The sequence below is a fragment of the Paracoccus sediminicola genome (assembly GCF_027912835.1).
Taxonomy (GTDB): Bacteria; Pseudomonadota; Alphaproteobacteria; order Rhodobacterales; family Rhodobacteraceae; genus Paracoccus; species Paracoccus sediminicola.
Genome location: NZ_CP115768.1, coordinates 1,074,054 through 1,099,951, shown reverse-complemented (window position 1 = coordinate 1,099,951; position 25,898 = coordinate 1,074,054). Strand labels below are relative to the sequence as shown.

General features: G+C 65.2%; 21 protein-coding genes and 1 tRNA gene. 7 read left to right on the top strand and 15 right to left on the bottom strand.

The features are described from left to right. Window positions 1–94 precede the first annotated feature (94 nt). From ligA to PAF18_RS05420, 4 genes are all read left to right on the top strand, one after another. Window positions 95–2,425, top strand: a complete 2,331-nt coding sequence (gene ligA, locus PAF18_RS05435; RefSeq protein WP_271117591.1) for an NAD-dependent DNA ligase LigA — start codon at window positions 95–97, stop codon at window positions 2,423–2,425. Then, entirely contained in the window at window positions 2,404–4,521 is a 2,118-nt protein-coding gene (gene recG / locus PAF18_RS05430) for an ATP-dependent DNA helicase RecG (RefSeq protein ID WP_271117590.1), read from the top strand. The genes ligA and recG overlap by 22 nt, the downstream gene beginning before the upstream one ends. Window positions 4,522–4,593: 72 nt before the next feature. After that, on the top strand, window positions 4,594–4,731 hold the full coding sequence (locus PAF18_RS05425; protein WP_271117589.1) for a hypothetical protein: 138 nt from the start codon (window positions 4,594–4,596) through the stop codon (window positions 4,729–4,731). 145 nt (window positions 4,732–4,876) lie between these two features. Continuing rightward, a complete protein-coding gene (locus PAF18_RS05420; protein ID WP_271117588.1) occupies window positions 4,877–5,980 on the top strand; it encodes a patatin-like phospholipase family protein in 1,104 nt (367 codons plus the stop codon). On the opposite strand, the gene PAF18_RS05415 is transcribed toward PAF18_RS05420, so the two are convergent. Genes PAF18_RS05415 through PAF18_RS05400 form a run of 4 tightly spaced genes read right to left on the bottom strand, consistent with a single transcriptional unit; the run spans window position 5,887 to window position 11,093 of the window. Then, window positions 5,887–6,639: a DUF502 domain-containing protein gene (locus PAF18_RS05415; RefSeq protein ID WP_271117587.1), complete on the bottom strand. Its 753-nt coding sequence runs from the start codon at window positions 6,637–6,639 to the stop codon at window positions 5,887–5,889. The genes PAF18_RS05420 and PAF18_RS05415 overlap by 94 nt on opposite strands. Before the next feature lie 49 nt (window positions 6,640–6,688). Then, window positions 6,689–7,618 carry a pseudouridine-5'-phosphate glycosidase gene (locus PAF18_RS05410; protein WP_271117586.1) on the bottom strand — a complete coding sequence of 310 codons (930 nt, stop codon included), beginning with the start codon at window positions 7,616–7,618 and terminating at the stop codon, window positions 6,689–6,691. After that, a complete protein-coding gene (locus tag PAF18_RS05405) occupies window positions 7,615–8,523 on the bottom strand; it encodes a PfkB family carbohydrate kinase (RefSeq protein WP_271117585.1) in 909 nt (302 codons plus the stop codon). The genes PAF18_RS05410 and PAF18_RS05405 overlap by 4 nt, the downstream gene beginning before the upstream one ends. 44 nt (window positions 8,524–8,567) lie before the next feature. After that, window positions 8,568–11,093 carry a penicillin acylase family protein gene (locus PAF18_RS05400; RefSeq protein ID WP_271117584.1) on the bottom strand — a complete coding sequence of 842 codons (2,526 nt, stop codon included), beginning with the start codon at window positions 11,091–11,093 and terminating at the stop codon, window positions 8,568–8,570. A 129-nt stretch (window positions 11,094–11,222) separates the two neighbouring features. Here PAF18_RS05400 and PAF18_RS05395 point away from each other — a divergent pair, with 129 nt between their 5' ends. Then, the gene (locus tag PAF18_RS05395) at window positions 11,223–12,089 is read left to right on the top strand and encodes an NAD(P)-dependent oxidoreductase (RefSeq protein ID WP_271117583.1); all 867 of its coding nucleotides are present in this window, start codon (window positions 11,223–11,225) and stop codon (window positions 12,087–12,089) included. 1 nt (window position 12,090) lies between these two features. On the opposite strand, the gene PAF18_RS05390 is transcribed toward PAF18_RS05395, so the two are convergent. The 7 genes from PAF18_RS05390 to PAF18_RS05360 all read right to left on the bottom strand — a co-directional run bounded on the left by PAF18_RS05390 (window position 12,091) and on the right by PAF18_RS05360 (window position 20,080). After that, window positions 12,091–14,415 (bottom strand): non-lysosomal glucosylceramidase, encoded by a 2,325-nt coding sequence (locus PAF18_RS05390; RefSeq protein WP_271117582.1) that lies wholly within the window; start codon window positions 14,413–14,415, stop codon window positions 12,091–12,093. 73 nt (window positions 14,416–14,488) lie between these two features. Next, window positions 14,489–15,544, bottom strand: coding sequence for a TRAP transporter substrate-binding protein (locus tag PAF18_RS05385; protein WP_271117581.1), 1,056 nt, complete (start codon window positions 15,542–15,544; stop codon window positions 14,489–14,491). A 32-nt stretch (window positions 15,545–15,576) separates the two neighbouring features. Continuing rightward, window positions 15,577–16,866 (bottom strand): TRAP transporter large permease, encoded by a 1,290-nt coding sequence (locus PAF18_RS05380; RefSeq protein WP_271117580.1) that lies wholly within the window; start codon window positions 16,864–16,866, stop codon window positions 15,577–15,579. Continuing rightward, window positions 16,866–17,456 (bottom strand): TRAP transporter small permease, encoded by a 591-nt coding sequence (locus PAF18_RS05375; RefSeq protein WP_271117579.1) that lies wholly within the window; start codon window positions 17,454–17,456, stop codon window positions 16,866–16,868. Before PAF18_RS05375 ends, PAF18_RS05380 begins: the two co-directional genes overlap by 1 nt. A gap of 50 nt (window positions 17,457–17,506) precedes the next feature. Beyond that, complete coding sequence (locus PAF18_RS05370) at window positions 17,507–18,010, bottom strand: flavin reductase family protein (protein ID WP_271117578.1); 504 nt, start codon at window positions 18,008–18,010, stop codon at window positions 17,507–17,509. Window positions 18,011–18,029: 19 nt separating this feature from the next. After that, on the bottom strand, window positions 18,030–18,923 hold the full coding sequence (locus tag PAF18_RS05365) for an aldo/keto reductase (RefSeq protein ID WP_271117577.1): 894 nt from the start codon (window positions 18,921–18,923) through the stop codon (window positions 18,030–18,032). After that, entirely contained in the window at window positions 18,923–20,080 is a 1,158-nt protein-coding gene (locus PAF18_RS05360; RefSeq protein ID WP_271117576.1) for an LLM class flavin-dependent oxidoreductase, read from the bottom strand. Before PAF18_RS05360 ends, PAF18_RS05365 begins: the two co-directional genes overlap by 1 nt. 86 nt (window positions 20,081–20,166) lie before the next feature. Here PAF18_RS05360 and PAF18_RS05355 point away from each other — a divergent pair, with 86 nt between their 5' ends. Both PAF18_RS05355 and PAF18_RS05350 read left to right on the top strand, forming a co-directional pair. Beyond that, window positions 20,167–20,868 carry a GntR family transcriptional regulator gene (locus PAF18_RS05355; RefSeq protein ID WP_271117575.1) on the top strand — a complete coding sequence of 234 codons (702 nt, stop codon included), beginning with the start codon at window positions 20,167–20,169 and terminating at the stop codon, window positions 20,866–20,868. Between the two features lie 7 nt (window positions 20,869–20,875). Next, a complete protein-coding gene (locus tag PAF18_RS05350) occupies window positions 20,876–22,006 on the top strand; it encodes a Gfo/Idh/MocA family protein (RefSeq protein WP_271117574.1) in 1,131 nt (376 codons plus the stop codon). Window positions 22,007–22,172: 166 nt separating this feature from the next. Here the strand turns inward: PAF18_RS05350 and PAF18_RS05345 are convergent, their stop codons facing one another. The 4 genes from PAF18_RS05345 to PAF18_RS05330 all read right to left on the bottom strand — a co-directional run bounded on the left by PAF18_RS05345 (window position 22,173) and on the right by PAF18_RS05330 (window position 25,852). After that, window positions 22,173–23,009, bottom strand: coding sequence for a hypothetical protein (locus tag PAF18_RS05345; RefSeq protein WP_271117573.1), 837 nt, complete (start codon window positions 23,007–23,009; stop codon window positions 22,173–22,175). A gap of 57 nt (window positions 23,010–23,066) precedes the next feature. Then, window positions 23,067–24,377 (bottom strand): glycosyltransferase family 2 protein, encoded by a 1,311-nt coding sequence (locus PAF18_RS05340; RefSeq protein ID WP_271117572.1) that lies wholly within the window; start codon window positions 24,375–24,377, stop codon window positions 23,067–23,069. Between the two features lie 11 nt (window positions 24,378–24,388). Then, entirely contained in the window at window positions 24,389–25,363 is a 975-nt protein-coding gene (locus tag PAF18_RS05335) for a glycosyltransferase family 2 protein (protein ID WP_271117571.1), read from the bottom strand. A gap of 414 nt (window positions 25,364–25,777) precedes the next feature. Next, window positions 25,778–25,852: transfer RNA gene (locus PAF18_RS05330), tRNA-Glu, on the bottom strand. Window positions 25,853–25,898: the final 46 nt, after the last annotated feature.

Here is a 25,898-nt window from a genome sequence, read left to right as displayed (position 1 = left end):
GGTGTCTCAACCTCCTGCACCCCCTCGGTGACGGTCGCGGCTGGTCAGCCGCGCATGCAGGGTCTATCACCCCAATTGGACGTCGCGAAACCGGATGCGGCGGCAGGAACGGGGGCAGGTGATGGCCGGGTCGGATCAGGACAGCGACAGGACGCAACGGGACGATGGCGCGGCTTCGCGTGACGCGAATGCGATACCGGACCCGGCGCTGATCGAGGATGAGGTCGAGGCGGCGGATCACATCGCCCAGCTGACCGAGAGGCTCGCGCAGGCCAATCTCGACTATCATCAGCAGGACGCACCGACGATTTCCGATGCGGAATATGACCGCGCCAAGCGCGCTCTCGCGGCGCTCGAAGAAAAATTCCCCCAGCTCGCCCATCCGGACAGCCCGACGCGCCAGGTCGGCGCCCCGGCCTCGGAGGCGTTCGGCAAAGTCACACATGCGCAGCGCATGATGTCGCTCGCCAACGCCTTCGATGAAAGCGAGATCGCCGATTTCGTGGCGCGGCTGCGCAGCTTTCTAGGTCTGGACACCGACACGCCGCTGGATTTCACGGCCGAACCGAAAATCGACGGGCTGTCGCTCTCGCTGCGCTATGAAGGCGGCAAGCTGGTTCAGGCGGCGACGCGTGGCGACGGCACGGTCGGCGAGAACGTCACCGAGAACGCTCGAACCATCGCGGATATTCCACAGACGCTGAAAGGCGACGCGCCCGAGATCGTCGAGATTCGCGGCGAGGTCTATATGTCCCATGCCGATTTCCAGGCTCTGAATACCGGTGACCGGGTTTTCGCCAATCCGCGCAATGCCGCCGCAGGCAGCCTCCGTCAGCTTGACCCGAAAATCACCGCGGCCCGCCCGCTGAGATTCTTTGCCTATAGCTGGGGCGCGCTGTCTCAGCCGCTGGCCGAGACCCAGATGGGCGCGGTGGAACGGCTGGCCGCGCTCGGGTTCCAGACCAACGCGCTGACAAGGCTGTGCCGTAGCGCCACAGAGATGATCGCGCATTGGGAAACCATCGAGGCGCAGCGCGCGAGCCTCGGCTATGATATCGACGGGGTGGTCTATAAGGTCAACGATCTGGCCTATCAGCAGCGGCTCGGCTTCCGCTCGACCACGCCGCGCTGGGCGATTGCGCATAAGTTCCCCGCCGAGACCGCTTGGACCCGGCTGAACAGGATCGAAATCCAGGTCGGCCGGACCGGCGCGCTGTCCCCGGTGGCGCGGCTTGATCCGGTGACGGTGGGCGGGGTGACCGTCTCTAACGCGACGCTGCATAACGAGGATTACATCGCCGGGATCAACTCGAACGGAGAGCGGATCCGCGACACCGATATCCGCGTCGGCGACTGGGTGAAGGTGTATCGCGCGGGCGACGTGATCCCGAAGATCTCCGATGTGGATGAGGAGAAGCGCAGCGGTGACGAAAACCCCTACAGCTTCCCCGAAACCTGCCCGGAATGCGGATCCGACGCGATTCGCGAACCGGGCGACGCGGTACGGCGCTGCACGGGCGGGCTGATCTGCCCGGCGCAGGCCATCGAGAAGCTGAAGCATTTCGTCAGCCGTGGCGCTTTCGACATCGAAGGGCTCGGCGCCAAGCAGGTCGAGGCGTTCTATCACGACGACAGCCTGCCGATCCGCGCGCCCGCCGATATCTTCACCCTCGCGCAGCGCGACAGCGACGCTCTCGCCAAGCTGAAAAACCGCGATGGCTGGGGCGAGACCTCGGCGCAGAATCTCTTCGATGCCATCGAAGCGCGGCGGACGATCCCGCTTGCCCGGCTGATCTATGCGCTTGGCATCCGCCATGTCGGAGAGGTCGTCGCCGCCGATCTGGCGCGCTACTTTGGCAGTTGGGACAGGTTCCTGGCCGAGGTCGACTCGGCCATTCCCGCCGCCGAGCGCCATATGCAGGCCGATGAGGCGATCCTTCAGGAACGCGCCGCCGCCGAGGCCGAGGGGCGCCGCGCCCGGATCAGCGCCACCCGCGACCAGGTGCTGGCGCAGGACCCGAAGCTGCCGAAAGAGGCACTCGCGGCTTACGAGACGCTCACCAATATCGACGGGATCGGGGCGGTCGTCGTCCAGTCGCTCTGCGCGACCTTCTCGCAGGAGAAAGAGCGCGCCAGCATCGACGCCCTGACCGCGCAGTTGACCATCGAGGACGCCGAGATCCCGCAGAGCTCGGGCAGCCCGGTCTCCGGCAAGACCATCGTTTTCACCGGCACGCTGGAGAAAATGACACGCGCCGAGGCGAAGGCGCGGGCCGAGGCACTTGGCGCGAAGGTTTCGGGCTCGGTTTCTTCCAGGACAGATCTGCTGGTCGCGGGGCCGGGGGCGGGGTCCAAGGCGACGAAAGCCGCCGAGCTGGGGGTCGAGGTCATTGACGAGGACGCATGGCTGAGCCTGATCGGATAGCGCCAAAGGGCCGCCCGCCGGTCCTGTTTCCGCTTTTTGCCGGGATCGAAACCCTGCCGGGGATCGGACCCAAGGCGGCAGAAGCCTTGGCGGGGGTCAACATTACCCGGCCGCGCGACCTGATCTTTACGCTGCCCCATGCCGGGATTGCGCGTCGGGCCGTGGCGCGGGTGGCCGATCTGCGGCCGCCCGAGATCGTGACCATGACCCTCAGCCCATCCCGCCACGCCGCGCCGACAGGCAAGGGCCGCCCCTATCGGGTGATCTGCGAGGACGGGCAGGGCGGCGATCTGGTGCTGGTCTTCTTCCATCCCCGCCGCGACTGGCTGGAACGCGAATTGCCGATCGGTCAGCCACGCATTGTATCGGGCAAGGTCGAGCTGTTCGACGGTATCGCCCAGATGGTTCATCCCGACCATATCCTGCCAGAACACGCCGCCCCGCCCTCGGATTACGAGCCGGTCTATCCGCTGACCGCCGGGGTGACGCAGCGCCAGATGGGCAAGGGCGCCGAGGCCGCGCTGACCCGCGCGCCCGAACTGGCAGAGTGGATCGACCCGGACCTGCTGAAGCGCGAGGGCTGGCCGGGATGGCAAGCCGCGCTGATCCAGGCCCATGCGCCGAAATCGCCGGCCGATCTGGCGGTGTCCTCAAAGCCGCGGGAACGTCTGGCCTATGACGAGCTGTTCGCACATCAGATGACACTCGCGCTCGCCCGGCGCCAGCATCGGCGCGGCAAGGGGCGGCAGAGCCGGGGCGATGGCGGCTTGCGGCAGAGGGTTCTGGACAGCCTGCCCTGGCCCCCGACCGGGGCGCAGCGCCGGGCCGTGGCCGAGATCGAGGCGGATCTGGCCGCGCCCGAGCGCATGAACAGGCTGCTTCAGGGCGATGTCGGCGCGGGCAAGACGCTTGTGGCGATGCTCTCGCTGCTGATCGCGGTGGAGGCGGGCGGGCAGGGCGTGCTGATGGCCCCGACCGAGATCCTTGCCCGCCAGCATCTCAAGGCGCTGATGCCGCTCGCGCAGGCCGCCGGGATCCGGATCGAGGCGCTGACCGGGCGCGACAAGGGCGATGCGCGGGCCAATATCCTGACCGATCTGGCCGAGGGGCGGATCGATATTCTGGTCGGCACCCATGCCGTGTTTCAGGACGAGGTGCGGTTCCAAGACTTGCGGCTGGCGGTGATCGACGAGCAGCATCGTTTCGGCGTCGCACAGCGGGTCAAGCTGGCCGCGAAGGGAGAGGCCGCCCCGCCCGACGTGCTGGTGATGACCGCGACGCCGATCCCGCGCTCGCTGGCGCTGTCGCAATATGGCGATCTCGACCTGTCGGTGCTGGATGGGAAGCCGCCGGGGCGAAAGCCGATCACCACGGTGATGCTGGATGACCGTCGCATGGACGAAATCGTCGACCGGATCGGCAAGGCGGTCGCGCGCGGGGCGCGGGCCTATTGGGTCTGCCCGCTGGTCGAGGAGTCCGAGCTGTCCGACCTGACCGCCGCCGAGGCGCGCTTTTCGGCGCTGCGCGCGCGGTTCGGCGAAGCGGTGCGCATGGTGCATGGCCAGATGCCCGCCGAGGAACGCGATGCGGCGATGGCGGATTTTGTCGCGGGCCGGGCGCAAATCCTTGTGGCGACAACGGTGATCGAGGTGGGCGTGGATGTGCCCGAAGCCTCGATCATGGTGATCGAGCGGGCCGAGAGCTTCGGGCTGGCGCAGCTTCACCAGCTGCGCGGGCGGGTCGGGCGCGGGCAGGCGGCGTCGAGCTGTGTGCTGATGTATCACGCGCCGTTGTCCGAGACCGGGGCGAAGCGGCTTCAGACCCTGCGCGAGACCGAGGACGGGTTCCGCATCGCCGAGACCGATCTGGAGATGCGCGGCGCGGGCGATCTGATCGGTACGGCGCAATCCGGCCTGCCGCGATTCCGCATCGCCGATCCGGAACGGCAGGGCGGCCTGATGCAGACCGCGCAGCGCGACGCCCGCGCCTTTCTGGAACGCGACCCCGAGATGAGCAGCGAGCGCGGCCGGGCCGTGCGGCTTCTGCTGTGGCTCTTGGAGCAGGATCAGGCGATCCATCTAATCAAGACAGGTTAAAATGTTCTTAAAAAGTTCTTGCCGAATCGGGCGGAACATGAGAACAAAATGGCAACTCGTAAGGAGATTGCCATGACCCGCGCTGTGAAATCCGTCCTGACCGCCGAAAACGCTTCGGTGCGCCAACTCGTCAGCGATGCACTCGGTGTGATCGCGATCTCGGTCTCGACCGTCGCCGTGCTCTGGCTTCCTGCGATTCTCTCTGCCTGACCTGTTCCGCTTTTGGCTCCCCTGCCTTCGGATCGGTTGCCTGTGGGCGATGCGGCTTCGGCCCATCGCCCGCTTTTTTATGCGCCGTTGCGGCAGAGTGCTGAATCGCCTACCAAGTCGAGCACGAAACAGGCAGGACGACGATATGGACCGGCGCAGAATTAACCTTGCCCTTCAGGGCGGCGGCTCGCACGGGGCTTTCACCTGGGGGGTGCTCGACCGGCTGCTCGACGAGGAGTGGCTGGATATCGCCGCCATCAGCGGCACCTCGGCGGGGGCGCTGAACGGCGCTGCATTGCAGGCCGGGCTGGCTGCGGCGCCGGGACGTAACGGGCGGCGTGCCGCGCGGGAAAATCTTCAGCATGTCTGGCGCGAAGTCGGGCAGGTCAGCGATTCGCGTCTGGTGCGCTGGATTCATTCGCTCATGCCGGTGCCGCGCAGCTTCCAGCGCATGACCGAGCTTTTCTCGCCCTTTGCCTGGCTGGACAACATGACCCGTCTGTTCAGCCCCTATGATTACGGGCCTTTCTATACCAACCCGCTGCGCTCGATCCTGCGGACCATGCCGCACCCGCATTTCGGCGGGAAATGCGACACGAGGATTTTCGTGAACGCGACCAATGTGCGCACCGGCCAGCCCCGCGTCTTCGCCGATGAAGAGGTGACGGTGGACTCGGTGCTCGCCTCGGCCTGCCTGCCGACGATCTATCGTGCGATCAAGATCCATGATCCCGTCACCGGCGAGATGGAGGAATATTGGGATGGCGGCTATTCCGGGAACCCGTCGCTTTGGCCGCTTTATCATCCCGATCTGCCGCGTGACATCGTTGTGGTGAACATCAACCCGATGCGCCGCGACGACGTGCCCCATACCCCGGCCGAGATCGCCGATCGGGTGAACGAGATCAGCTTCAACACCGCGCTTCTGTCAGAGCTTCGCGCAGTCAACTTCGTCAAGCGGCTGCATAATGAGGGGCGCCTGGAGGGCAAGGTGATGAAGAATGTGCTGCTGCACATGATCCTCGATGACACGCTGATGAACGACCTCACCGCCCGCACCAAGATCCTGCCCGATCCCGGTATGCTTGAACGCATGTACGAGGCCGGAAAGGTTTCGGCGGACAGTTTCCTGGAACAGCATGCCGATGATATCAATCAGCGGGATTCGGTCGATATGTCGGCACTTTTCCCCCGCGCGGCGGCAGCGGCCGCGGCCGCTGCTGCGGCATCGGTGGTGTCGGCCGGGTAGACGAGCCCGCCCGAGATCACCAGCTTGGCGGCCTCTTCCGGGGTCATGTCGAGGATATGCACATCCTGCTCCGGAACGAAAAGCAGAAAGCCCGAGGTCGGGTTCGGCGTGGTCGGCACGAACACGGCAAGGAACCGGCCCTGACCGCGTGAGGCGGCCATTTTGGCGACTTCGCCCTTGGCCGGGCCGGCCACGAAACCCAGCCCCCAGACGCCGCGACGCGGATATTCGATCAGGCAGGCGCGGTCGAACTTGCCGTCGCCCTGGCTGAGGATCGTTTCGGCGATCTGTTTGATGCCGCCATATATCGCGCCGATGATCGGCATGCGGGCGAAAAGCGCCTCGCCGGTGCCGATGATGAGCTTGCCGAACCAGCCCCGCGCCAATGAGCCGATCAACAGCGTGACGATCAGGAACACCACCACGCCAAGCCCGCGCAGGTCGATGCCGATATGCTGCTCGGGCCGCCAGCGAAGCGGGATGAGCGGCAGCACCCAGCTGTCCATCCAGCCGGTCAGCGTCCAGATCAGCCAGACGGTGATGCCGATGGGCGCGATGACGATCAGCCCGGTCAGGAACGAGGCGCGCAGAGCTGCCAGAGGCCCGGTGCGGCGACGCAGCAGGCGGGCAGGGCGGTGGGGCGGGTGGTCGTCATTCATTGTCGGGCGGGTTCCTTCGCGCATATGGTTAGGGCCGCCCCACGCTGCGTCAAGATCCCGCGCGCTGCCGGGAGCCGGCAATCGCGATGCGCGCGCCCAGCCGGGCGTTGTTCATCACCAGGTCGATATTTGCCGCCAGCGAGCGCCCCTCGGTCAGTTCGAAGATCCGTTGCAGCAGATAGGGCGTGACGGCCTTGGCCGCGATGCGATGGCGGGCCGCATCGGCCAGCGCCTGATCGACGATGGGGGCGATGGTGGCGCGGGGGATTTCGGCATCTTCCGGGATCGGGTTGGCGACCAGCTGGCCGCCGGGCAGGTTCAGCGCCGCGCGGGTAGCGGCGGCGCGGGCGATCTCGGCTGGATCGTCCATGCGCAGCGGCGCGCGCAGCCCGGAGTCGCGCGACCAGAAGGCGGGAAGCTCATCCTGTCCGAAGGCGATGACCGGCACGCCGAGCGTTTCCAGCACCTCGAGCGTCTTGGGCAGGTCGAGGATCGCCTTGGCGCCGGCACAGATCACCGTCACTGGGGTCTGCGAAAGCTCTTGCAGATCCGCAGAGATGTCAAAGCTGCTTTCGGCACCGCGATGCACCCCGCCGATCCCGCCGGTTGCAAAGACGCCGATTCCGGCGCGATGGGCGCAGATCATCGTGGCCGCGACGGTGGTCGCCCCGGTCCGACCGGTGGCGACGCAGACCGCCAGATCGGCGCGCGACAGCTTCATCACCTGCGCCGACGGGGTTTTGGCCAGGCGCTGCATCGCGTCATCGTCCAGACCGATGCGGATGCGCCCCTCGATCACCGCGATGGTGGCCGGAGTCGCACCTTCGGCACGGATCGTCGTCTCGACCTGGCGGGCCATTTCGAGATTCTGCGGATAGGGCATGCCGTGGGTGATGATGGTCGATTCGAGTGCCACGACCGGCGCACCGGTTCTCAGCGCCTCGGCAACTTCAGGGGTGAACTCCAGCAATTCGTTCATGGCATGTCCTTTCCCGACACATGGGCTGCGGCGGCCTCGGTCGCGCGGTGAAGCGCCGTCTCGCGGTCGGCGCGGTCTCGTTCAGCGGCAAGATGGGCAGCGAGGAAACTGTCGCCCGCCCCGGTCACCCGCGCAATCGCGACGCAAGGCGGCGTCGCCCGGATGATCGCATCGCCTGCCAGCCCGTCCGCGACCTGATTGCCGCCATCGGTGACGATCACCCGGTGCATGCCGCGATCCAGCATGGCCTGCGCGGCCTGCGCGGCGTCGCCGAGTTCTCGCCCGGCAAGGATCTCGGCCTCGTAGCGGTTCAGATAAAAACAGCCCTGCGCCGCGCCGATCAGCGGTGCCAGACGCTCGGCCTTGCCGGGGCTGGCCGGCACGATCCGAAGATCCGCCGAGACCAGGCCGGGTTCAGTGGCGATGCGGGTGAGCTGTTCGGTGGTCAGATTGCCGTCGATCACCGCGACGCCACGCCAGGGCCGCTCGGCAGAGGCCAGCCGCCCGTCGCGGATCGGCCCAAGAATCATGTCGCCCGCATCTTCCAGAGAATGCGCGTCGGCAATGGCGGCGATCAGGCCGTTCGCATCCTCGATCGCCATATAGACATCGGTCGGCCCGCCCTCACGGCACAGATGTTCCGTCAGGACACCGTTGTTGCGCGCCGCCGCGATCAGCGCCTCGCCCTCGCTGTCGCGCCCGACTGCCGACAGGATCGCGGGCCTCAGCCCCCATCGCGCCACGGCGAGCGCGACGTTCAGCGCGACCCCGCCGGGAATATGGGCGATCCGCCCCGGCATGTCGTTGCCATGCGCCATCACCCGGCTGCTGCGGCCGATCACGTCCCACAGCATCGCGCCGATACACAGGAGATCGGGCTGTCGGTTCAACTGACTGTCGGTCATATATGTTTCTCTAAGCCGGACGCCGCGTTTTGCAAGGCCGCAATTCAGCCGCTTCCCGCGCTCTGTTCTGGCGCCGCGTCTCGGGCGGGCGCGGCAGCGGGTTCGGGAGCTGCCGGATTTGCGCCCGAGGCGGGCACAAGCCGCGTTACCCCGGCCGCGGCTGCCCGCGCCAGATCGGGATCGAGCGACATCGTCACATATTCTCCGCGCCGCCAGCGCGTGGCGAGATCGTCGTAATGGCGCGAGAAGGGATGCCCGGATTGCCCCGAGGCGATCACGAAGACCGAGCTGTCGGGATCGGCGAGATCATAGACACCGCGATAACCCGAGCCGGTCGCCGGCTGAAAGGGCTGCGGCCCGCGACCGAGCGCCGGGGCGCGGGCCAGCGTCGTGTCTCCGCCGGACAGCGACTGGCGAAGATTGAAGATCCAGCCGAGCCGCGGGATCGGGCCAAGCGCGGGATGGATCTGGATCGCCTCATGCGCATCGCCCCACCGCCAGCTTGTCACGTTCGGCCCGTAGCGATCGGTGAGGTCGAGGATCGCCGCATCCAGCGATTGCCGCGCCAGGGTTGAACAGGTCTCGACCGCCGCAGACTGCCGTATATCGCACCATGAGGCGGCGTTGTTGCGGTTGCGATACACGCGTTCGAGAAAGCCCGGCTGCAAGGTGGTGATCCCGTCGGCCAGCGGGCCGAGATCGTCGCGGATCAGCCGATCTTGAAGCGCGGTGAGCCAGGCCGCATAGATCAGCGGCTCGGGCAGATGCTCGCTCATCGCGCCGTCCCATTCGGCCAGCAGGCGCAGCGCATCCTGCCTTTGCCGCTCGGGCGTGCCGGGGGCGGCGGGCTCGCCGGTGAACCAGAGATCGGCGCCGATCAGCGGCAGAAGGCTGCGCGCCGCCGGGCTGACGATATCAAGCTGGGTGTCGATGAAACTGTCGCGGCTGTGGATTTCGCGCCCGTCGAGAAGCCGACGCAGCCGGTCCTCGCGCAGAGCATCGCCGCCATCGAAGCCGAGCGGCATCTCGCCCTGAAGCGGTGGCAGCATCCCGGTCGTATAGGCCAGCCCGCCGGCGCTGTTGTCTTCGTCATTCGCCTGCTCGACGCCCTCCCAGCGATTCTGCGCGACCCAGCCCGGCGTCGGCATCCGGCCGAGCGTGGCGTGTTCGGGGCGGCGCTGCGGGACGCGGCCGACCAGCCGTTCCGAGACGCCCTCGTCATCGGCCAGCATGACGCGCGCGGCGGGGGTGCCCCAGCCCTGCACGGCCTGGGCTGCCGATGCCCGGTCCGGCGCGGTCATCACGCCCATAAGCGCGCTCATGGTGCGATCCTCGGCTGTGGCGCCGGTCCAGGACAGCGACGCCGCGTAGCCGACCGGGATCACCGAGTTCAGCCCGAAAGCCGCAGCGCTCAGCAGCGGGCCATTCTCGGTTTCGCGCAATGTGATGGCACGGTCGGTGCCGTCGCGCACCCGGATGATCTCGCGCCGCACGGCGAAGTCGCGCCAGCCCTGCGGGCCGCGGTAACGGTCCCTGTCGCCCGGCTGGATTTCTTCGATATGCAGATCCGCATCGTCGATCTGCGCCGGAGCCGTGCCCCATGCCAGCCGCGCCGAACGCCCGGTGAACATCACCGGCATGCCCGGGATCGTTGCGCCGATCACATCGCCCGAGGTCAGCCCGAGCCGCGCAAGATACCACAACGAGGGCAGGGTAAGCGCCGCCTGCGGATCGCTGGCAAGCAGCGCCTCGCCCGCCGCGGTGCGGGTCTCGCCCGCGGCGAAACCGCTGGCCGAGAGCCCCGAAAACGGCCGCAGATACCCGGCCAGATCCAATGGCCAGCCGGGCGCGTCGGCGGCTGTCGCAGCCGCCAGTCGGGCATCGGGAAACAGGCTCGCATAGGGCGGCAGCGCCGGTTCGCCAAGCCCCGCCACCAGATCCTGACCGCGTTCCGGCGCGGCCAGCGACAACTGCGCGCGCAGCACCTCGGCGGGAAGCTGGCGGCTGGTGGCGGCGGCATAAAGCTTGAGGATCGCCAGCGAGTCGGCGGGCTGCCAATAGGCGATCTCGTCCGGGACGAGGAAGAATTCCGGCGCCCCCCGCCCAAGCGCATCGCGATTGACGATGGCGACCCATTGATTGACCCCATCCGCATAGGCGGTCAGCGCCGCGCGGGTGGCGTCGTCCTGCAACGGAAATGCCGCGCGCGCATAGCGTGCAAAGCCCATCCGCCGGGCCAGATCGTCGGCAGCGAAAGCGCGCTCGCCATAGATCTCGGCCAGCCTTCCCTGCGCCGCGCGCCGCAGCACCGTCATCTGGAACAGCCGGTCCTGGGCATGGGCGAGGCCAAGCGCGAAAAACGCGTCATAATCGCTTTCGGCGAAGATATGCGGGACATTCTCGGTGCTGCGCACGATCTCGACCGGCGCGCCGATCCCCGAGACGTAATGCCGCGCGTTGTAATCGGGCAGCGAGCGCATCGCGAAATACCAGACCAGAACCCCGGCGAGGCACAGCCCGATGATCAGACCGACGGTCAGCCGAAGGGTCCATCGGAACAGGGTCAGCATCTCGGGGCAGAGTCCTTCGCAGCGCGCCTCGCTTGACCGCGGGGCCGGGGGGTGGTGTCTTGGCCTGTGTAGTAGGCCAAGCGGTTTTGGCTTTCAACGCGCGAATATCGGCATAAGCAGGGGGCGAAAATGGCCAAGCTGGCATTTCTGGGACTGGGTGTGATGGGATTTCCGATGGCGGGTCATCTCGCCGGGGCGGATCACGAGGTGACGGTCTATAACCGGACCGGAAAGAAGGCCGAGCAGTGGACGGCGAAGCATGGCGGCAAGGCGGCGCCGACCCCGCGCGAGGCGGCCGAAGGGGCCGAGATGGTCATGGCCTGCGTGGGCAATGACGACGATCTGCGCAGCGTCTGCCTCGGCGATGACGGGGCGTTTGCCGGGATGAGCGACGGCACGGTCTTTGTCGATCACACCACCGTCTCGGCCCGCGTGACCCGCGAACTGGCCGAAGCCGCCGCGGAGAAGGGGATCGGCTATGTCGACGCGCCGATCTCGGGCGGGCAGGCAGGGGCCGAGAATGGTCAGCTTTCGGTGATGTGCGGCGGCGAGCAGGCGCATTTCGACCGCGCGCAGCCGGTGATCGAAATCTATTCCAAGATCTGCCGCCTGATGGGTCCGGTCGGCGCGGGCCAGACCACCAAGATGTGCAACCAGATCGCCATTGCGGGCCTGGTGCAGGGCCTGTCGGAATCGCTGCGCTTCGCCGAGGCGTCGGATCTCGATATCGAAAAGGTCGTCGAGGTGATCAGCCAGGGTGCCGCCGGAAGCTGGCAGATGGAGAACCGCCACAAGACCATGAAGGCGGGCGAGTTCGATCACGGTTTCGCTGTGGACTGGATGCGCAAGGATCTGGGCATCTGCCTCGACACCGCCGACGATATCGGCGTCAGCCTGCCGGTGACCGCGCTCGTGGACCAGTTCTACAAGGAGGTGCAGGCGATGGGCGGCGGGCGTTGGGACACCTCGGCGCTGATCGCGCGGCTGCGGCGCTGAGCTAGACCACGCCGAGCGGCAGGATATCGGCCAGCTTCGGCGGCACTTCGGCGGCGTCCGCATAGGCCCAGATCCCCATCGGGCGCATGTTCATCTGCGCGCGGATGCGGGGCTGGTCGGCCATGAAGGCGGCGGGGGTGCGGAAATGCAGCCCGCGCCGACTGCCGAGTTCGGCTGCAAGCGCCTGCATGATCCCGGTCGCTTCGGCTTCCAGCCCATAGGCGCGCATCGTCGCGGCGACCGAGTAGTTGAAGCCGACCAGAACCTCGTCCCATTGCAGCCCTTCCTCGCCCTTGGGCGCATAGAGAGCCGAGCTATGCGTGGCCGAGCTCATCGCCATGACGCCGCGCGCCCGGCCCGCCTCGCGGAAATTGCGCCGATGCACCTCGCGCAGCGCCATGCGGGCCGCATCCGGTGGCGCGATGTCGCCCAAGCCCAGCATCCGGGCAAGTCCGGGGCCGTAAAGCTGTTCAGCGAACACCGCATCCTGAAATGCGCCCTCGCTGTCCACCCGGTAATAGCTGCCGGTCCACAGCGCCTCATGCCATGCTTTCGCGCCGCGCTTGGCCATGTCCTGCCACGCCTCTGCCTTTCCCGGATCGCCCGCCCGCCGGGTGATCTCTACCGTGGCCCGCAGCGCGGCCAGCCACAGCCCGCCGCAATAGGCGCTGATCCCCTTCATCGGGATATTGTCGAAGGTCTGGTCTGGGAAACCGTCATTCTCGATCACCCCGTCGCCGTCCCGGTCGAATTGCAGCAAGGCCTCCATCGCTGCGTTGATTGGCCCTGAGAGCGGCGCCGCGAGAGCCTCATCCTGACGCACATCCCGCCACGCGCAGATCGCGAACATGGCGTTGAGATCCTTCCACCGGCTGCTGTCCTGATAGGCGTAATCATTCGCGCGGATGAACGGATCGGCATTCGGCGCGCCCAGATCATGCGGGGCCATGCCCGCGCGCTGACGCGGAAACCGCCCGGCCGAGCGCAGGTGAAAGCGCGGCTGCGGGTCGTCGCGGGCGATCTCGGCGGCGAAATCTCGCGTCACCTGCGCGGCGATGTCGGGGAAGAAGCGCGAGACCGAGGCCGCCGCATAGACCCAGAGATCGAGCGTGTTGTAGAGCGGATAATCCGGGCATTCGATCACCCCGAAATGGGCGGGCTGATCTGCGTCGGCTGCGGTCCAGACGGTCAGCCCGTCATTCATCATGTAAAGCTCGTTGATCGCCAGATGCGCGACCGGAGCCGGGGCGGCGATCCCGCGCACCGCGCGTTGATGGAAACCGGAGGCGGCCTCGAACCAGTGATCCGCGCGGGTCAGCGCATGGGTTGCGATGGCGGCGGCGCTCTGCCCGTCGCGGCCCCATCTGGCGGTATAGTGGCGATAGTGACGGCGGCCCTGACCGAAGCGGATCACCGGCATGTCCCAGGCCAGCGCCATGTCGATCTGCCGCGTCTCGCCGGGCCCGAGGCGGGTTTTCGCGGCAATCGCGGCGCAATGGCGGGGCGGAGGAAATTCGCTGAACCCGCCGCCGCTGCCCCAGCCTTCGCCGGGCGCGGCGATGCGCCCCTCGGTCGAAAAGCTTTCCCAGATCGCCTTTCCCTCGCGGCGCGGGTCGAAGGCGGCGGCGAGGGTCAGATCCCACCCCTCGGAGGGGCGCGCGGCGAGCAGCATCTGGCCCTCGCCCTCATCCATCTCATCGGCGTCGCGTGACATCAACACGCCGCGCAGACCATCGGCCTCGACCGCTCGGTTCCACTGCCCCGACACACCTGCCGGCTGGCCCGGAGGACCGAAGCCCTGAAACCAGCCGATCAGGTTGAGGAAGCTGAACATCGCCGCTGCCTCGGTTTCGGAGGCGCCGTGATTGGACAGCGTCAGCCGGAAGATCCCGGCGGGCAGGTCTCTGTCATCGCCCAGATCGGGCAGCACCGGGGTGATCTGGTCGATCCGCAGCGAGATGTCGCCCGAGCGGTAATCATGGCTCAGCCGCGGGAACAGCGCGGTTTGCGTGCCCTGCGGGTCGAACGCCCAGCCCTCGGGCGCGTCATCGCCTTCGGGGCGCAGGCAGCGCGCGCCATGGCCCCGGTGCCAGAGCGCGAAACCATTCGCCGCCCAGTCCTGCATATGCAGCCGCCCGGCCTTGAGCGACCATCGCGTGAAACCGCCATTCACCCCGCGCGTGATCGCGCCTGCGCCGATCCCGCCAATCGCGACGCTGACATCATCGCCCGCATCGATCTGGGCGGGGATCTTGCGGCGCTGCGCGGCGTCGGCTTGCCAGGGCAGGGCGACGGTCCAGCCTTCGGGCATGTCGGATCGGGTCATGGCGGGACTTCCTTGAAATTGCGAAGGGCGGCGGAAGACACCGCCGCCCCTCGAATGCTCAGACCGGCGGCGCTTACTGGATATCGGCGTCGCGCGCGGCGTTGATCTCTTCCTCGGCGGCGGCCACGGCCTCCTCGAGCGCGGCGAAGGCTTCCTCGCCGCCATCGACATTCTGCTGGAACCAGTCATAGACCGGCGCTGCGGCGTCGGCGAAGGCCTGCTTTTCCTCCGGGGTCGGGACGTAGAGATCGCCGCCACCGGCCACGAATTCCTCATAAGCCGCGATGGATTTCCGCTTGGGGCTGGCGAAGGTCGCCTGCTGCAACTGGTAGAACCCGTCCACCACGACGCGGCGCAGATCCTCGGGCATCTCCATGAAGCGGTCATTCGACATGAACCAGAGCGCGCCCATATAGGCGTGCTGATCCAGCGTCATGTATTGCAGACCGGCATCGGGGAATTTCATGTTCATCACGTCGGTGATGCCGTTCTTGGACCCGTCAACCACGCCGGTCTGGAACGAGGTGAACAGCTCGGGCCACGGGATCGGCGTCGGCGAGGCACCGAGCGCGCGCACCAGCTCTTGCGGCAGGTCGGCGACCACGGTGCGGATCTTCAGCCCCTCCATATCGGCGGGGGTCTGGATGCGCTTCTGCGTGTTGGCGAAGTTGCGCCAGCCGCCGGTATTGCCGATGGTCATCAGCCGGATCTTGCCGCCGCTGTCTTCCAGCGCCATGTCGCGAATGGTGCGCGTGAAGTCGCCCGAGAGGACATGCTCGGCCACGCGGTCATCGCTCATCAGATAGGGCAGGTCCAGCACCTGAATATAGGGGAAGATCCCGGCCGCGCCGCCCGAGGTCGAGATGAAGATGTCGATCGAGCCGTCGGCCACGCCCTGCAGACATTCGGCACCGTTACCGCATAGCTGCGTGCCGATGAACAGCTCGACCGCGATGGCGCCGTTCGAGGCGCGTTCGACATAGTTCTTGAAGACGACGAGCCCGTCATAATCCTCGTCCTGCTCGTTCGAGTTCGCGGTGGCGCGCAGCGTGTATTCCTGCGCCGCCGCCTGTCCGGCAAGCCCGAGCGTCGCGGCAAGGGCGAGTGAGGTGAGTGTCTGTTTCAGCATAAATGCCTCCCTGTTTGATTATGCATTCTGGCTCAGTCCGCGAAGCCCGTCATGCGGGGAATCCACATGGACAGCGCCGGAATATAGGTGACGAGGAAGATCACCAGGATCTCCATCGCGAGAAACGGCAGGATCGCTTTCGAGATCGCCGAGATGCGCTCGCCCGAGACCGACGAGGCCACGAACAGCACCAGCCCCATGGGCGGGGTGGCGAGGCCGACGGTCAGGTTTACGGACATGATGATCGCGAAATGGATCGGGTCGATGCCCAGATCGGTGAAGACCGGGCCCAGCACCGGGCCGAGGATGATGATCGCCGGCCCCGCATCCAGGAACATGCCGACGATGAACAGCAGCAGGTTGATGAGGAACAGCAGGATCAGCGGATTCTCGGACAGGCCGAGGATGATGTCGGCCAGGATCTCGGGCGCGTGGGACAGGCTGACCACGGTCTTGAAGGCCATTGCCGCGCCGACCAGCAAAAGCACCACTGCCGAGGTCGCCGCCGAACGGTGGAACACGCCCGACAGGTCGCGCGGTTTCAGCGTGCGCATCACGAACATGCCGATGAGCAGCCCATAGGCGGCGGCAACGGCGGCGGCCTCGGTCGGGGTGAAAATGCCCAGAAGAATGCCGCCCATGATGATGACCGGGGTGAGCAGCGGAAAGAACGCCTTGAGGCTGGCCTGGCCACGTTCGGCCCATGTCGTTTTGCGGCTGGCGACGGGGAAGTCGTATTTATCGGCGAGCAGCTTGACCATCAGCATCAGCGACAGCCCGACAAGCGCACCGGGAATGATCCCGGCCAGAAACAGAGCCGCGACGCTTTCGCCCATCACATAGGCATAGATGATCATGATCCCCGAAGGCGGGATGATCGGCCCGATGACGCTCGACGCGGCGGTGATGGCAGCGGCGAAGCGGCGGGTATAGCCCTGTTTCTCCATCGCCGGGATCAGCATCGACCCGAGCGCCGAGGTATCCGCCACGGCCGAGCCCGACAGCCCCGCGAACAGCATCGATGAGAGGATGTTCACATGCGCCAGACCGCCGCGCAGATGGCCCATCAGCGCCTGGCTGAACTCGACCAGCCTCTCGGTGATCCCGCCCCGGTTCATCAGCTCTCCGGCGAGCATGAAGAAGGGGATCGCCATCAGCGGAAAGCTGTCCATCCCGTTATAGACATTGCGATAGAGCAGGGCGACATCGCGTTCCTGCCCGTTCAGCCACAGAAGAATTCCGGGCGCCGCCAGCAAAGCGAAGAAGACCGGCAGGCCGACCATCAGGAAGATCAGGAAGACCGGCAGAAACCAGATCAGCATCACTCGGCCTCCGGAAGTTCGGCCGCGGGGATCGGCGTCAGGGCGTCGTCATGCCCGAATATGGTGGCGACGCTGCGCAGGATCAGCTCGATATTCACAAGGCTCAGCAGCACGAAGCCTATGAAGATCGACATATACATCCAGGCGAGCTTGATGCGCACCGGCTCCATCCCGATCAGGTCGAGCGGCAGGCGCAGCGAGGAGGAGTTGAACAGCCAGCCCGACTGAACATGTTTCCAGCCGAAATTCAGCGCCATGACCAGCACCGCCATCGACACCAGCAGGAGAAACAGCGACAGCAACGCGCCGGCACGGCGCGGCAGGGCGGCGTCCAGCATGTCGATGGCGACGAAACCGCCCTGCCGATACACGGCAGGCGCGGCCAGCCCGGTCATCCAAAGCATCAGGAACCGCGCCGCCTCTTCGGGCCAGGGCAGGGCGTTGTTCAGGACATAGCGATAGAAAACCTGCAAGAGAATCGCGACCACCATCACCGCAAGCGCCACAGCCGCGATGCTGCTGCCGATTCGGAGCAATCTGCTGTTCACCCATTGCAGCGGCGAAATTGCCGCGAGCAGCATGTTTTTCATTCCCCCTCCCCAACCCGCTTCCGTCCCGGCGCGAGCGTCATGCAGCGGGCTCAGCCCGTCTGCGCAAAACCTCCGATTCGCCCCTTGTAGAACAAGAGCGGGGCGCCGTCCGTCGTGGTCGTTCGCATCACCTCTCCGACGACGATGGCATGATCTCCGGCGTCATGCACGGCTGATTGCACACATTCGAAGCGCGAGAGGCAACCCTCCAGAAGCGGCACGCCCTCGGGGCTTGCATGCCAGTCCAGCCGGTCGAACATGTCGGGCGTCCTGGCGAAGCCCATGCAGATCTGCGCCTGCGTTTCGGACAGCACATGGATGGCGAAATGCTGAGCCGCGGCAAAATGGCGGAAGCGCCGCGACGCCTTGGCGGGCGACCACATGACCAGTGGCGGCTCCATCGAGATCGAGGCGAAACTGTTGGCGGTCATCCCGACCGGACCGTCATCGCCCATCGCCGTGACCACGGTGACGCCGGTGCCGAACTGGCCGAGCGCGTCGCGGAAAGCTCGGGCATTTTCCGGCGAGGGGACGAAGCTGCGGCTATGTTTCATCTTTTGTCCTTTGCGCGGTTCATGGCACTTCGGCACCGGTGGCGAGTTCATAGAGCGTGAACCAGGTTTCGCGATCCAGCCGGATCTTGGCCGCCTCGGCGATGCTGCGGATGCGGCCGAGATTGTTGGTCCCGAGCACCGGGATGATCTGCGCGGGGTGGCGTAGCAACCAGGCGATGGCGACGGCGCTTTCATCGGTGCCGTAATCGGCCCCGATCCGCGCCAGCTCTTCCCTCAGCGCCTCGTGTCCCGGCCCGAACAGCGCCCCGCCGCCAAGCGGCGACCAGGCCATCGGCGGAATGCCCCGCTCCTGCATGAAGGCGATGTCGCCATTGCGAAACGGCTCGGTGCTGAGCAGGCTCAGCTCGATCTGGTTGGTGGCCAGCGGCGTGCGCATGGCCGATTGCAGCAGGGTCCAGTCATGCGGTCGGAAATTCGACACACCCACCGCGCGCAGCTTTCCCGAGGTGACCAGCTCGTCCAGAACCGCGCCGGTCTCGTGATGATCCATCAGCGGATCGGGGCGGTGGATCAGCAGCAGATCGAGATAATCCGTGCCCATCTCGCGCAGAGAGCGTTCCACCGAGGCGCGGATATAGCCTGCCTCGGTGTTGTAATGCTTGACCTGTCGGTCGGGAAACTTGTCCGAGATCAGCGCGATGTCGCATTTCGACACGATCTCGATCTTGCCGCGCAGCTCGGGCGCATCTTTCAGCGCGCCGCCCAGAACCGTCTGGCTTTCGTAATCGCCATAGATATCCGCCTGATCGAAGCTGGTGATACCCTGTTCCAGACAGGCATCGATCTTGGCGCGGACATGGCCGGCGCTGCGATCTTCGTCATCGGCCAGACGCCACATGCCATAGACAATGCGGCTGAGATCGAGATCGGCATTCAGCGGCAGACGTTCCATCAGCGGCGCTCCCCGGCGGCGAGCGGCGTGGCGGGCGGTGTGGCCGGCACACGGCCATATTCATGCGGCAGAGAGCAGGTCTCAAGATGCGGCATCACCAGCCGGCCGAAATGCTCGGCCTCCTCGATATGGGGGTAACCCGAAAAGATGAAGGCGCGGATGCCCATCTTCTTGTAGTCCTCGATCCGGCTCAGGACCTGGTCGGCCGAACCGACAAGTGCCGCGCCGCAACCCGACCGCGCCCGGCCCACACCGGTCCACAGATTGGGTTCGATGAAGCCTTCCATATCCGCGATGTCCCGGTTCTTCGCCTGATGGGAAACGCCCAGCGATCCGGCATCGAGCGCCCGCTCGCGGATCGCCCGGCCCTGTTCGTCATCCAGTTTCGAGACCAGCTCGCGCGCATATTCCCGCGCCTCGGCCTCGGTGTCGCGCACGATCATGTGCACCCGCAGCCCGTAATCCAGCGTGCGGCCGTGGCGCTGCGCGACCTCGTTCACGGCCTTCATGCGCCCGGCAAGCTCATCCTTCGTTTCGGGCCACATCAGATACACATCGCAATGCTCCCCGCAGAGTTCGAGCGCGGCGGGAGAGTAGCCGCCGAAATACAGCAGCGGCCCGCCATTCTGCTGATAGGGCTTTGCGGGTTCCGTGGTCACGCCGTGGAACTGATAGACCTCGCCGTCGATATTGATCTCGTCCTGCGTCCAAGCCTGTTTCAAGATCTCGACCACCTCGCGCGAGCGCTGATAGCGGAAGCCGCTTTCGGCTTTTTCGCCGGGAAAGTCGCTGCTGATGATGTTCACCGTCAGCCGCCCCTCCAGCATGTGATCCAGCGTGGCGATGGTGCGGGCCAGCATGATCGGCTGCATCTCGCCGCAGCGCACCGCCGCCAGCAGGTTGATCCTGTCGGTGATCGGCGCGCAGCCGGCCACGAAGCTGAGCGTGTCCTGCCCGACCTGATAGGAAGAGGGGCAGAGAATATTGCGGAATCCCTGCGATTCGGCGGTCTTCACGATGTCGGAACAATGTTCCCAGCTTGACCGCAGCCCTCCCTCCGGGACGCCGAGATAGCGGTAATCATCGGAACATAAAGCTGAAAACCATGAAATTTCCGCGGCGGTCAGATCGGGAGAGGTAATCGGAACGATGCTCATGTCATCCACTTCTGGCTGAAATTTCCTCTTGCGTAACAGGCTCCTTGATGTAGATCAATACTGTATCAATTTGCTGAATAGAGATCATGGACACCCATTCTGCCCTGCCGCTTTATCTTCAGCTCAGCGAGATGCTGGCCCGTGATATCGCGGCCGGGCATCTGCTGGATGGCGAGCGTCTGCCGCCCGAACGCGAGATGGCGGCGAAGATGGGCACCTCGGTCGGAACGCTGCGCAAGGCCCTGGCCGAGCTGACCGAACGCGGCCTTCTGGAACGGCGGCAGGGCTCGGGCAATTATGTGCGCCGTCGCCCGGATGCGCAGAACGTGTATGCGTTCTTCCGCATCGAATTGCTGGCGGGTGGCGGGTTGCCCACGGCGCGGCTTCTGTCGCTGGACCGGATGGTAAAGCCAGCGGCGCTGCCCGATTTCGGCAGTTCGGACCATGCGCATCGGATCCGCCGTCTGCGTGCGCTGAACGGACGGCCCTGCGTTCTGGAAGAGATCTGGCTCGACGCCGGCTATGCCGACCGGATCGCGGCGAGGGATCTGTCGGAGTCGCTGTATCTTTATTATCGCACGCGGCTGAATCTCTGGATCGCGCATGTCGAGGACCATGTCAGCATCGGCAGCGTCCCGGACTGGGCTCCCGATGATTTTGCCCCGCGTCCCGGCGCCACAACCGGGTTCTTTCAGCGCCTCAGCTTCGACAGGGACAACCGCAGCGCTGAATTCTCGCATAACTGGTTCGACCCGGATATCGCACATTACGTCACCCGCCTGAGATAGGAACGACATGACCGACCTCGTAAGATACGGCATCATTGGCTGCGGCATGATGGGGCAGGAGCATCTGCGCAACATCCGGCTTCTGCCTCACACCCAAATCGCCGCCATCTACGAGCCGGACGGGCAGATGCGCCAGGCCGCGGCGCTGATCGCGCCCGAGGCCGCGTTCTGCGACACGCTCGATGCGTTGCTGGCGCGGACCGATCTCGATTGTCTGGTGATCGCCTCGCCCAATAGCGACCATATCAGCCAGCTGGAGCGCGTGGCCGAGGGGCGGCATCTGCCGGTTCTGGTCGAAAAGCCGATCTTCACCCGGCGATCCGACCGCGACAGGCTCGACGCCATTTCCAGAGGATATACGGCGCCGATCTGGGTGGCGATGGAATATCGCTACATGCCGCCCATCGCGGTGTTTCTGCAACGCATGACCGAGGCGACGGGCGGGCTGAAAATGCTCTCGATCCGCGAGCATCGTTTTCCCTTTCTGCCCAAGGTCGGGGCCTGGAACCGCTTCAACCGCAACTCGGGCGGAACCATGGTCGAGAAATGCTGCCATTTCTTCGATCTCATGCGGCTCGCCACCGGCTCGGAAGCGGTGCGGGTCATGGCGAGCGCCGGTCAGGCGGTGAACCATCTCGACGAGCGCTATGGCGATGAAACGCCGGATGTCTGGGATAATGGATTCGTCATCGTCGATTTCGAGAACGGCACCCGCGCGATGCTCGATCTGTGCATGTTCGCGGAGGGTTCGCGCTATCAGGAAGAGATCAGCGCTGTCGGTCCGACCGGCAAGATCGAGGCCCTCGTGCCGGGTCCGGGGCGGTTCTGGCCGCCGCATCTGGGCGACCCGCCCGTGCCGCAGATCATCGAAAGCCCGCGCGTGCCGCGCGGTCCTGTGGTCAGTGGCGTGCCGGTCGATCCCGCGCTTCTCGAAGCGGGCGATCACAACGGCGCAACCTTCTATCAGCATCAGCGCTTCAACGCCGTGGTGCGCGGGGCAGGGGTGCCCGAGGTCGGGCTGGAGGACGGCGCGCGCGCAGTGCTGATCGGGCTCGCCGCACAGGAATCGGCGATGACGGGCCGGGCGGTCGAGCTTGATCCCGGCGCTGCCGAAGCGCGTCAGTCGCGCTCGGCGTGATGCGGCTTGCCGGATAAAGCGGCGGCCACGGCGGGCGCGCGCGGCATGGCACGGGCTGGTGCCGAACCACGGGAGACAGCACGATCATCGTCGCTTGCGCGCAAGACCGGAGCAAAGCGCGCCGGGTTCCGCGCAGTCGCAGCAAAACGCCGCCCCCTCTCAGGATCTACCGGGCGCCCAGCTCGATGAACTCGATATCGGAGCGGGCTCTTAGCCTATCGAGATCACGCTGATAAAGCTCGTCCAGCCGTTGCTTTTCTTCGTCGCTGAGCGGGTCGAAGCCTTTCCATTTCTCGCCCTTCGGATATTCGCGCACTGCGGCGAACACATCATTGAAGGTGACCTGCCGAGTCTGGCTCAGCGCGTAGAGCGAGCGCACGGCCTTGTGCGAGAACCCCTCGCGCCGTGATTGTTCGGGAAAGCTGAACGCTTCGGGCGGAATACCGGTCACATGCGAGAGAAGCTGCCGCTCATTGCCGCGCAGATCCTCGGCGCGATAAACACCGATGGGCGAATCGGGGAAGGTGCGGCGGATCCGGTCAATTACCTCGTCCCAGGCTAGACGATGCCGGTCGGGACGATAGAATCTCGAAAACGGCTGGTAGGGCGTCGATTTCAGCGTCTCGCAGAAAAGCGAGGGCAGGAAACCGGTAAAGCTGCGGATCCCGAAAAAGATCCTCGGCGCGTCGAGGCCGAAATAATCCGCCATGATCCGGCTGCGGGATTCGAGATCGGGATAGAGACCCTGCGCGCTGAGAACACTTTGCACGAGATCTGGGATGTTCTCGTCGAAATACAGGTTCAGCTTCGGCATCGGCTCGTGCGGCTCGCCGTAATCCCCGCTATATATCAGGGGACGGGTATAGCGACGGCGGAACCGGTCCAGGGGCATGTAATGATAGCCATGCTTGCGCAGCACCGGCCTCGACAGTTCCAGGGCGCTTTGCAGCGTCGTGGTGCCGGTCTTATGCGCGCCCAGCCATAAAATCGGGATGTGCGTCATGAACCTGCCCTTTCGGTTGGTCTGGTCACAGGCGCGCCCGCGGCAGGGGCGACGACGTCAGCCGTTTTCATTCTGCCGGTCAAGCTTTTCGCGCAAATCTGCCACCTCGCTGCGCAAGGCGCGCAGATCGCGTTGCAGAACGACCATCGCCGTCATCAGATCGGCGTGATCCAGGACCTCGGTCGCGGCATTTTTGCGGCGCGCGTTGCGGATGACCTCGGACAGGCCCAGGCGATCCGAAACATAGCGGCCGGTCATCTTCGCCGTCTCTTTCGGGCCGGAGTTCCGCAGATGGAACATGCCGCGCCCCAGCACGGAGCTGGAGTGATGGCGCGCGCCGATCGTGGCCGGCGCTGCACCCAACGACGTGTCAGCCCATCCGGCCGCCGTCGAAAAGGCCTCGAAGTCCTGAGCCAGAAGCGCGCGCAGCATCTGCGCCGTCCTGCCCGTCCCGTTGCGGCTTTCCAGCTCGGCGATGTCGTTCGCGTCGTAATGCGCCATGATCGGCACCAGCCGATCATAGAGCAGCTGCTGCATCTCGCCGGTCGTGCGCGTCGAGACCCAGGAGAGCTGCGCGGCAAGCCAGCCCAGCAGATCCTGCTGATAGGTGCTCAATTCGGACTGCGCGATCAGCCAGTCGCGGATGATGTCATGGTGATAGAAGATCCGCAGCAGCTTTTCGTCGACCGTGGACATGGTCTGTCCCACGCGCGCCACGCGGTGCTTGCACAGCGCCTCGGGGACGAGCGCGATGCGGTTGGCGCCGATTACCGCGGCCCAGTGGAAGGGATTGTCTTCGAAGAAGAAATCCCCGACCGGATAGCGCAGCTCGATCCGCTCGACGAGATCGCGGCGATAGAGCTTGCGCCACGGCACCGAGATGAAGCGCAGCATCTCGCTGCGGTTTTCCTCGGTCAGATCGAAAGCGGTCGGCGTCGGATAAGGCGCCCAGCGGTCACGCTCGGCCGGGGCGGCTTCCTCGCCAGTGCTGGCGTCGAGCAGCGTATAGCGGCACATCGACAGATCGGCATTCGCATCCACCGCCGCCTGGTAGAGCTTTTCGAACATGGCCGGATCATACAGATCATCGCCATCCGCGAAGCCGATGAAATCCCCCGTCGCGGCGTCCATCCCGGCATTCGCCGCCGAGGCGACGCCGCCGATCGTGTTGGTGTCGAAGAGGATCGGCTTGATCCGGTCGTCCTTCTCCGCATATTCGCGGATGATGTCGGGCGTAGCATCGGTCGAACCGTCATCGACGACGATGATCTCGATATCCTCGATCGTCTGCGAGGTCACGTCATCCAGGCTCTGCCGGATATAATTCTCGATGTTATAGGCGGTGACGATGATGGAGATTTTGGGCATGGTCGGCTCCGTCACAGCATGATCTTCTGGGAGATATGATTGGCAAGATCGGGTGAGCGTTTGACCCGCATGCGTACGTAATCCTCCAGATCTATCCGGGACAGCAGCCTGGAATAAAGCTCATCCAGCTCGAGCTGCAACTCGGGCGAGAGCCGTGGCCTGGCCCAGGCGATGAGATTGCGGGCAAAACCCCAGAAATGATGTGAGTAGCGGCGCCGCATCGCGGGATGTTTCTCGAGCAGATCGTAAAGCTCGGATAGCGCGGTGATGACCTGCAGGCGATTGCTGTTGAACTGGTTCGTGAGGTTCGCACCGGTAGGATGCACGATATGGTGGCAAAGAACCTCTTCGGATACGAGGATCTGCCGCGCAAACAGCAGCGCATACCAATGTCCGAGGATATCGTTATTGACCTTGGTCGAGCCGAATTTCATTCCGGTTTTCCGGAACCGCTCGGTGCGCAGCAGCTTGTTCCACGGATAGTTCGTAAACCCGAGCAGCCGGGCGAATTCTTCCAGCCTCCCGATCTGCTGCGACTGGCCCTTCAGCAATTGGGTCATGATGGCCTTGTCGGTATAAGACATGTCCGTAAAGCTGGATGTGTCGTCGCGTTCATAGCGATAGGCGAAGACTGCCGTGTCCACATCGGGTTCGGCGTCCAGCCGGGCAAGGGCGGGCGGGATCACATCGGTCATGAGGTGATCATCGGCATCGAAGAACAGCGTATAGCGCCCCGTGACAGCCTCCCAGCCGCGATTGCGGGCAATGCCAGCGCCGGCATTTTCCGCCCCCAGCATCGGCACGATATCGTTGCTGAGTTTTGCCAGCTCGGCGATGACCCCGGCACTGTCGTCGGTAGAGCCATCATCCACAAAGATGAGTTGAACCTTCCGGTCATGATCCCGGATTTTCAGGATATCGTCGCAAAGCCGTTCCAGATGATCCGCTGCGTTATAGACCGGGACCACGATACTCAGATCTGTCATCTTCTTCCTTCGACGGTATGGGTCGCAGAGCATCCGGCGCGCCAGCTTCGGACACGCATCGCTCCTGACCACCTCACCTTGAACCACGCCTCTCGCTTGGCCCGGCTGATCGCGAGGTTTGGTCGCAGAAATGTCTTGCGAGTTCAAGAGCCCGGAACGTGCCGTCACGCCCTGCAATGCAGAAGACGCGGGCCTTTCGACACCAGAGGAGCTCACTTGGTGATGGCGGGGATGAACTCCTGCACGACGGCCTCCGCGATGCCGGCTAAACAGAAGACGCGCGTCGCCCGATCGTCCAACGATGGGCTGCGGCGCGGCGCTGGAAGAAAATTGTCCTGCGCCTTCGCTTCGGTTCAGACGAGCGGACAAAACAGGCGCCTTATGCGCTGATTTTCTTCGATCAGGAATGATAAATGGCAGCCCGTAGGGGAATCGAACCCCTCTTTCCAGGTTGAAAACCTGGCGTCCTAACCGATAGACGAACGGGCCAGCCTTGGCGTTCCGGGGCGTTGCCCCGTGGCGTGGAGCGGTGTTT

Coding starts and splice junctions, on each gene's coding strand:
- ligA (WP_271117591.1), top strand. CDS start 95: ATGCGGCGGCAGGAACGGGGGCAGGTGATGGCCGGGTCGGATCAGGAC.
- recG (WP_271117590.1), top strand. CDS start 2,404: ATGGCTGAGCCTGATCGGATAGCGCCAAAGGGCCGCCCGCCGGTCCTG.
- PAF18_RS05425 (WP_271117589.1), top strand. CDS start 4,594: ATGACCCGCGCTGTGAAATCCGTCCTGACCGCCGAAAACGCTTCGGTG.
- PAF18_RS05420 (WP_271117588.1), top strand. CDS start 4,877: ATGGACCGGCGCAGAATTAACCTTGCCCTTCAGGGCGGCGGCTCGCAC.
- PAF18_RS05415 (WP_271117587.1), bottom strand. CDS start 6,639: ATGAATGACGACCACCCGCCCCACCGCCCTGCCCGCCTGCTGCGTCGC.
- PAF18_RS05410 (WP_271117586.1), bottom strand. CDS start 7,618: ATGAACGAATTGCTGGAGTTCACCCCTGAAGTTGCCGAGGCGCTGAGA.
- PAF18_RS05405 (WP_271117585.1), bottom strand. CDS start 8,523: ATGACCGACAGTCAGTTGAACCGACAGCCCGATCTCCTGTGTATCGGC.
- PAF18_RS05400 (WP_271117584.1), bottom strand. CDS start 11,093: ATGCTGACCCTGTTCCGATGGACCCTTCGGCTGACCGTCGGTCTGATC.
- PAF18_RS05395 (WP_271117583.1), top strand. CDS start 11,223: ATGGCCAAGCTGGCATTTCTGGGACTGGGTGTGATGGGATTTCCGATG.
- PAF18_RS05390 (WP_271117582.1), bottom strand. CDS start 14,415: ATGACCCGATCCGACATGCCCGAAGGCTGGACCGTCGCCCTGCCCTGG.
- PAF18_RS05385 (WP_271117581.1), bottom strand. CDS start 15,544: ATGCTGAAACAGACACTCACCTCACTCGCCCTTGCCGCGACGCTCGGG.
- PAF18_RS05380 (WP_271117580.1), bottom strand. CDS start 16,866: ATGCTGATCTGGTTTCTGCCGGTCTTCCTGATCTTCCTGATGGTCGGC.
- PAF18_RS05375 (WP_271117579.1), bottom strand. CDS start 17,456: ATGAAAAACATGCTGCTCGCGGCAATTTCGCCGCTGCAATGGGTGAAC.
- PAF18_RS05370 (WP_271117578.1), bottom strand. CDS start 18,010: ATGAAACATAGCCGCAGCTTCGTCCCCTCGCCGGAAAATGCCCGAGCT.
- PAF18_RS05365 (WP_271117577.1), bottom strand. CDS start 18,923: ATGGAACGTCTGCCGCTGAATGCCGATCTCGATCTCAGCCGCATTGTC.
- PAF18_RS05360 (WP_271117576.1), bottom strand. CDS start 20,080: ATGAGCATCGTTCCGATTACCTCTCCCGATCTGACCGCCGCGGAAATT.
- PAF18_RS05355 (WP_271117575.1), top strand. CDS start 20,167: ATGGACACCCATTCTGCCCTGCCGCTTTATCTTCAGCTCAGCGAGATG.
- PAF18_RS05350 (WP_271117574.1), top strand. CDS start 20,876: ATGACCGACCTCGTAAGATACGGCATCATTGGCTGCGGCATGATGGGG.
- PAF18_RS05345 (WP_271117573.1), bottom strand. CDS start 23,009: ATGACGCACATCCCGATTTTATGGCTGGGCGCGCATAAGACCGGCACC.
- PAF18_RS05340 (WP_271117572.1), bottom strand. CDS start 24,377: ATGCCCAAAATCTCCATCATCGTCACCGCCTATAACATCGAGAATTAT.
- PAF18_RS05335 (WP_271117571.1), bottom strand. CDS start 25,363: ATGACAGATCTGAGTATCGTGGTCCCGGTCTATAACGCAGCGGATCAT.